The organism is Rhodococcus sp. T2V, from assembly GCF_029269925.1.
GTDB lineage: Bacteria > Actinomycetota > Actinomycetes > Mycobacteriales > Mycobacteriaceae > Rhodococcus_F > Rhodococcus_F koreensis.
In genome coordinates, this window is the sequence record NZ_JARJBD010000433.1 from 1 (window position 1) to 375 (window position 375).

Annotated in this window: 1 pseudogene; it reads left to right on the forward strand. The window is 69.3% G+C overall.

The window, feature by feature from the left end:
- Positions 1-375, forward strand: a pseudogene (locus tag P3H15_RS54710) (hypothetical protein); the annotation flags it as partial.

Sequence of the window (375 nt, forward strand, 5' to 3'; positions counted from 1 at the left end):
ACGCCAACCGACGCCTGCTGCGCGTCCAACGACTCAGTCACGACCCGATCACCGGCGCCGACGCCCTCACCGCCATCACCGGTCCGGTCACCACCGCCACCGGCACCCGCGTCCCCGGCCTGCGGTTCGCCGACCAGCGCAGCCACGCCCTGCTCTCCGCACTGCTGGTCTTCCGGCTGCACCCGAACGGCTTCACCAACAAGGACCTGCGCACCCTCACCGGCGAGCTGCGTGGACTCGACCCGGACACGGTGTCCACCGGGCAGATGACCTACGACCTGCGCCGGCTGAAAACCCGCAACCTCATCGTCCGGATCGAGGGCACCCACCGCTACCAGGTCACCGACCTCGGACTCGACACCGCGAAGTTCCTCA